The 5,871-nt window shown below is 59.9% G+C and carries 6 protein-coding genes; all 6 read right to left on the reverse strand.

Features of this window, described 5'->3' with window-relative positions:
- Nucleotides 1-15: 15 nt before the first annotated feature.
- Nucleotides 16-1,134, reverse strand: a complete 1,119-nt coding sequence (locus ACOZK4_RS02585; RefSeq protein ID WP_313528966.1) for a branched-chain amino acid ABC transporter substrate-binding protein — start codon at nucleotides 1,132-1,134, stop codon at nucleotides 16-18.
- 114 nt (nucleotides 1,135-1,248) lie between these two features.
- Nucleotides 1,249-1,593 carry a DUF6867 family protein gene (locus tag ACOZK4_RS02590; protein WP_313528969.1) on the reverse strand — a complete coding sequence of 115 codons (345 nt, stop codon included), beginning with the start codon at nucleotides 1,591-1,593 and terminating at the stop codon, nucleotides 1,249-1,251.
- Nucleotides 1,594-1,616: 23 nt separating this feature from the next.
- Nucleotides 1,617-2,342 (reverse strand): ABC transporter ATP-binding protein, encoded by a 726-nt coding sequence (locus tag ACOZK4_RS02595; RefSeq protein ID WP_313528971.1) that lies wholly within the window; start codon nucleotides 2,340-2,342, stop codon nucleotides 1,617-1,619.
- Nucleotides 2,342-3,247: an ABC transporter ATP-binding protein gene (locus ACOZK4_RS02600; protein WP_313528975.1), complete on the reverse strand. Its 906-nt coding sequence runs from the start codon at nucleotides 3,245-3,247 to the stop codon at nucleotides 2,342-2,344. The genes ACOZK4_RS02595 and ACOZK4_RS02600 overlap by 1 nt, the downstream gene beginning before the upstream one ends.
- Complete coding sequence (livM, locus tag ACOZK4_RS02605) at nucleotides 3,247-4,629, reverse strand: high-affinity branched-chain amino acid ABC transporter permease LivM (RefSeq protein WP_421590264.1); 1,383 nt, start codon at nucleotides 4,627-4,629, stop codon at nucleotides 3,247-3,249. The genes ACOZK4_RS02600 and livM overlap by 1 nt, the downstream gene beginning before the upstream one ends.
- Nucleotides 4,630-4,631: 2 nt before the next feature.
- Entirely contained in the window at nucleotides 4,632-5,534 is a 903-nt protein-coding gene (locus ACOZK4_RS02610) for a branched-chain amino acid ABC transporter permease (RefSeq protein WP_313528980.1), read from the reverse strand.
- Nucleotides 5,535-5,871 lie beyond the last annotated feature (337 nt).

Consider the following 5,871-nt stretch of genomic DNA (forward strand, 5'->3'; position numbering starts at 1 on the left):
TCCGTGAAAAACCGATTACTGGTTTTCGACGTAGGTGTACTTGCCGTCGTCACCCTTCTTCCAGGTGTACATGACGTAGTCCGGACGGGTGATGTCGCCCTTTTCGTCGAAGCCGAGTTCGCCGATAGCGGTCTTGAACGGACCCTTCGCCTTGATGGCTTCGGCAACGGCCTGCGGATCTACGCCGCCGGCAGCCTTGGCGCCTTCAGCGATGACCTGAACGGCAGCATAGGAGTACAGCGTGTAGGCTTCCGGCTCGAAGCCCGATGCACGGAACTTCTCGACGAGTTCCTTTGCAGCTTCGTTCTTGCGCGGATCCGGAGCGAAGGTCATCAGCGTGCCGTCGACGGCGTCGCCGGCGATCGAAGCCAGTTCGTTCGAAACGATGCCGTCACCCGACATGAAGGTTGCCTTCAGGCCCTGGTCGGCAGCCTGGCGTTCCATCAGGCCGAACTCTGTGTGCAGACCACCCCAATAGACGACGGAAACGCCGGCTTCCTTCATCTTGGCGATGAGAGCGGAGAAGTCCTTGTCGCCGATGTTGACGCCTTCATAGATCACTTCCGTGATGCCGGCTTCGTTCATTGCCTTCTTGGTTTCGTCGGCAAGGCCCTGGCCATACGGGGTCTTGTCGTGAACGACGGCAACCTTGGCGTCCTTGAAGTTGGCAGCGATGAAGGAACCGGCTACGGCGCCCTGCTGGTCGTCACGGCCGCAGGTACGGAAGGTGTTCCACAGGCCACGTTCCGTGTAGGTCGGGTTGGTGGACGCCGGCGTGATCTGCAGGATGCCGTTTTCAGCGTAGATTTCCGATGCCGGAATGGAAACGCCGGAGTTGAAGTGACCGACGACGAACTTCACGCCGTCAGCGACGAACTTGTTGGCGACCGAAACGCCCTGCTTCGGGTCGGAAACGTCGTCGCCGAGCACGATCTTGATCTGCTCGCCGTTGATGCCGCCGGCTGCGTTGATGTCGGCAGCAGCCTGCTCGGCACCCTTCTGCAGCTGTGCGCCGAAGGCAGCGTTCGGGCCGGTGATCGGGCCACCGACGCCGATCAGGATGTCGGCCCAGGCGCTGCCGCTGAAAGCGACCATTGCAGCCAAAGCAACAGCCGACATGAGAGACTTCTTCATATTATTACTCCCAAATTTGATTGCGGGTTCGTTTCAACCGGTCGCAACACCCGCATTCATTGCGCCGGTATCTTTGAGACCGCGGCCGTGAACCGGTCGCGGCGTTCCCTCTGGTTACTTGGATTTCCAGGAAAAGGGCGAAGCCTTTTCATAGAGCCAGTAGTAGTTATTGGTCATTTGCCGCGTACGGTAATAGCGGTAGCCGAGCGTAGCAAACAACAAAAGCACGGCGGTGTCCACGACATAGTACTGCGGCGTGAGCATGGTGCCGTGGAACAGCGCGTGGTGCACGAAACGAATGGCTGCGCCCAGAAGAAGGACGTAGACGACCAGCGTTCCGTAGTTCTGCCAACCGTCCGCAACGCTCTTGCCCGTACGCCAAGCGGTCCAACCGCCCATGATGACGCTGACGAACAGGAACTGCCAGAAAGACGGTTCTTCGTAGAGAATTCCTTGCATTTTTCTTCTCTCCCTACAGCGCCTTAGTGGCGTCCGCCTTCCAGATAGGCAGCACGCACTTCCGGATTGGCCAGAAGTTCCTTGCCCGAGCCGCTCATCGTCACCTGGCCGTTGACCATCACATAGGCCCGGTGGGAGAGTTTGAGTGCGGCAAAGGCGTTCTGCTCGACGAGGAACACGGTCAGGCCCTGTTCCTGGTTCAGGACCTGGATGGCGTCGAAGATCTGCTTGATGATCAGCGGCGCAAGACCGAGCGACGGCTCGTCGAGAAGCAGAAGCTTCGGACGCGCCATCAGCGCGCGGCCGATGGACAGCATCTGCTGCTCGCCACCCGAAAGCGTACCGCCGCGCTGCGACTGGCGCTCCTTGAGGCGCGGGAAGAGCGTGAAGATCTTTTCCACGTCCTCATTGAAATACTTCAGATTGTCGAGGCTCGCGCCCATCTGAAGGTTTTCATAGACCGTCATGCGCGGGAAGATGCGACGTCCTTCGGGGGACTGCGCGATGCGGCGACGGGCGATGAGATGCGTCGGCAAGCGGGTGATGTCCTCGCCGTCGAAGATGACGGAGCCGGTGCGAGCCTGCGGGCTGCCGCAGACCGTCATCATCAAGGTCGACTTGCCGGCGCCGTTGGCACCGATCAGCGAGACGATCTCGCCCTTCTTGACCTCGACATTGACGCCGGCGAGCGCGCGGATGTTACCGTAATAGGTTTCCACGCCCTGAACGCTGAGAAGTGTATCGCTCATCAGTGCGCCCCTCCCTGCGAACCTTCGCTCTCCGCGATCACCTCGATTTCCTCGATCACCTCTTCGACCTCATCATCTTCAACACCGAGATAGGCCGCGATAACCTTCGGATCGTTCTTCACATGGTCCGGCGTGCCGTCGGAGATCTTCTGCCCGTATTCAAGCACGACCACATGATCGGAGATTTCCATGACAACCGACATGTCATGCTCGATGAGCAGGATCGACGTGCCGCTGTCGTTGCGGATCGAGCGGAGCAGGTCGTTGAGCGCCTGCGACTCACGCGGGTTGAGGCCGGCGGCCGGCTCGTCGAGGCACAGGAACTCCGGGCCGGTACACATAGCGCGGGCGATTTCGAGACGCCGCTGCGCACCGTAGGGCAGATCGCCCGCCGGATCGTCGGCACGCTCGATGAGGTTGGCCTTCTCCAGCCAGTACTTGGCGATATCGATCGATTCGGCCGCCGCCTTCTTATAGGCGGGCATGCCGAGCAGGCCGAGGATCGTGTAGCCGGAGGCCTTCATCAGCGCATTGTGCTGGGCGACGAGCAGGTTTTCCAGAACCGTCAGACCCGAGAAGAGCCGGATATTCTGGAAGGTGCGCGCCACCTTCGCATCGCGGTTGACCTCGAAGTCGGTCATGCGTTCCAGCAGGAACTCCTTGCCGGCCTTCTGGCGCATGGTGATCATGCCCATGGTCGGCTTGTAGAAGCCGGTCACGCAGTTGAACACCGTGGTCTTGCCGGCACCGTTCGGGCCGATCAGCGCGGTGATATCGCCGCGATAGGCTTCGAAGGAGAGGTCGTTGATGGCCATGAGGCCACCAAAGCGCATCGAGAGATGCTCGACTTTCAGGATGGGATCTTTCGTCATCGTATTCGTCGCTATCTTCGTCTCGGGCGCCATCAGCCGTGCCCTTCCTTGGTGAAGCTGCCGGAGACGGACTTGCGTTCCCGCAGGAAGGCGGTCGGTTCACGGCTTCCGACGAAGCCACGAGGCTTCCAGACCATGACGACGACCATCGCTAGACCGAAGATCAGCATGCGGTAGAGCTCGGGCGTGAAGTCCGGCCCGAAGACCGCCTTCAGGAAGGTCATCTCGCGCAGCAGTTCCGTGCCGCCGACCATGACCACCGCCGCGACGGCGATACCGACGAGCGAGCCCATGCCGCCGAGAACCACGATGGCGAGGATGATCGCCGATTCCAGGAAGACGAAGCTTTCCGGCGAGACGAAGCCCTGGCGCACGGCGAAGAAGGAGCCGGCGAAGCCGCCGAACATAGCGCCGATGGAAAAGGCCGTCAGCTTGGTGGTCACCGTGTTGATGCCGAGCGAGCGGCAGGCGATTTCGTCTTCACGCAGCGCTTCCCAGGCGCGGCCGATCGGCATGCGGCGCAGGCGGATCGTCACATAGGCGGTGAGCAGGGCCAGCGCCAGGATGAGATAGAAGAGGAAGATCTTGTAGTATGCCGACGACATCGGCAGGCCGAAGGCCTTGGCGAAGTTGTTCGGCGCACTGACATCGAAGGACCAGATGCCGAAGATCGAAGCCTTCGGAATGCCCGAGACGCCGAAAGTACCCTTGGTCACTTCCGTCCAGTTGATCAGCACGAGGCGGATGATTTCCCCGAAGGCCAGCGTCACGATGGCGAGGTAGTCGCCCTTCAGACGCAGCACGGGGAAGCCAAGGATCATGCCCCAGAAGGCGGCCAGAATGCCGGCGAGCGGCAAAAGCACCCAGAAGGAGAAGCCGAACTGCTGCGACAGAAGCGCATAGGAATAGGCGCCGACCGCGTAGAAGGCGACGTAGCCGAGATCGAGCAGGCCGGCGAGGCCGACGACGATGTTCAGACCCCAGGCCAGCATCACGTAGATGAGGATCTGGATGCCGAAATTGTCGACCCATTTCAGCGAGCCCTGCACGCCGAACAGCATGACCATCAGCGGCGGATAGATCAGCAGCGCGGCGATCGCGATCTTGCTGAAATTGCGCTTGAAGAAACTTTCTTCCGTATCCACCTTCGACGCCGCAGCCTTGCGGGCCGCCATCGAGGGTTGGAAATAGGCGACGGTCAGGAAGCGGCCGACGGCAGCGATGATCACGAAGATCGCCAGCAGACCCCAGCGCTGGTTCAGCACGAGTTCGTTGCGGATGTTCTGCGTGGTCTCGAGACCGACGAAGAGGACGAAGAGGCCGAGCGCGATGATGCCGGCAAAAATGCCCTCGCGCAGAGCCCGCGCCGTCAGATTACCGCCGGCGCTCTCATTGGTGTTCGAAATGTTGGACATGATCAAACCTTCTCGACTTCCGGTCGTCCGAGAATACCGGACGGCTTGAAGATCAGGACGATGGCGAGGATGGAGAACGTCGCGACGTCCTTGTAGTCGATGGTGAAGTAGGCGGACCACAGGCTCTCGATGAGACCGATGAGCAGGCCGCCGAGAACAGCACCCGGAAGCGAGCCGATGCCGCCCAGAACCGCGGCCGTGAAGGCCTTGACGCCCGGAATGAAGCCGTCGGTGAAGACGGTCACGCCGTAATACATCAGGTACATGGTGCCGGCGACAGCCGCGAGCGACGCCCCCATGATGAAGGTCACGGAGATCGTGCGGTCGACGTCGATACCGAGCAGCGCCGCCATCTTGCGGTCCTGTTCGGTCGCACGTTGCGCTCTACCAAGCGAGGTCTTGTTGACGATGTACCAGAAGGTCGCCAGGAGAACGACCGTCAGCACCATGATGATCAACTGCTTGAGCGAGATCGCGATGCCGAAGACGTTATAGACCGACGACACCATCGGCGGGATCGGCTTGTTGCGCGGACCCTGCGTCACCTGGATGAAGTTCGACAGCGCAATCGACATGCCGATTGCGGTGATCAGCGGCGCAAGCCGGAAGGATCCGCGCAGCGGCCGGTAGGCCACCTTCTCGATCGTCCAGTTCCACAGCGATGCCGTGAGCATCGCCGCAGCGATCATGACCAGAAGCAGCAGCACGACCGGGAGGCCGGCGAACACGCTGGTCAAAAGAAGGAAGGTGATGAGAGCGGCAAATCCGCCCAGCATGAAGATATCGCCGTGGGCGAAATTGATCATGCCGATGATGCCGTAAACCATGGTGTAGCCGATGGCTATCAAACCATAAATAGATCCAAGCGTCAGCCCGTTGACGAGCTGCTGGATGAAATACTCCATATATAATCCCCCGGATGCGGTTCCTGAGGGCCGCATCTCTTGTTCTTGACGCTCATTTTTGAGCTTGTTTAGACAGGGGGATTCCATACCGCTTTCGATACAAAAGGGAAGCCCAAAAAGCCCCGATCGACAATTTCTTTAGTAAGAAGCGTTAAATGACGTAATTAACGCCACGGAAACCAAAAAATCGGCAGGAAAATCGGTGGCTTTGCGCAAAATGATGCACAAAGAGCGGAAATGGCGATGTCCCGATTTGGGACATCGCCGCCTTACGTTAGGGGACGATCAGCCTCGCATTTTCGCACCAGAGGGATCGAACAACGGTTCGGCCTGGAGA

This window comes from Shinella sp. M27, from assembly GCF_049199905.1.
Taxonomy (GTDB): Bacteria; Pseudomonadota; Alphaproteobacteria; order Rhizobiales; family Rhizobiaceae; genus Shinella.

What these genes read in the sequence shown, in the direction of transcription:
- ACOZK4_RS02585 (WP_313528966.1), bottom strand. Translation starts at nt 1,134, where the DNA reads ATGAAGAAGTCTCTCATGTCGGCTGTTGCTTTGGCTGCAATGGTCGCT.
- ACOZK4_RS02590 (WP_313528969.1), bottom strand. Translation starts at nt 1,593, where the DNA reads ATGCAAGGAATTCTCTACGAAGAACCGTCTTTCTGGCAGTTCCTGTTC.
- ACOZK4_RS02595 (WP_313528971.1), bottom strand. Translation starts at nt 2,342, where the DNA reads ATGAGCGATACACTTCTCAGCGTTCAGGGCGTGGAAACCTATTACGGT.
- ACOZK4_RS02600 (WP_313528975.1), bottom strand. Translation starts at nt 3,247, where the DNA reads ATGGCGCCCGAGACGAAGATAGCGACGAATACGATGACGAAAGATCCC.
- livM (WP_421590264.1), bottom strand. Translation starts at nt 4,629, where the DNA reads ATGTCCAACATTTCGAACACCAATGAGAGCGCCGGCGGTAATCTGACG.
- ACOZK4_RS02610 (WP_313528980.1), bottom strand. Translation starts at nt 5,534, where the DNA reads ATGGAGTATTTCATCCAGCAGCTCGTCAACGGGCTGACGCTTGGATCT.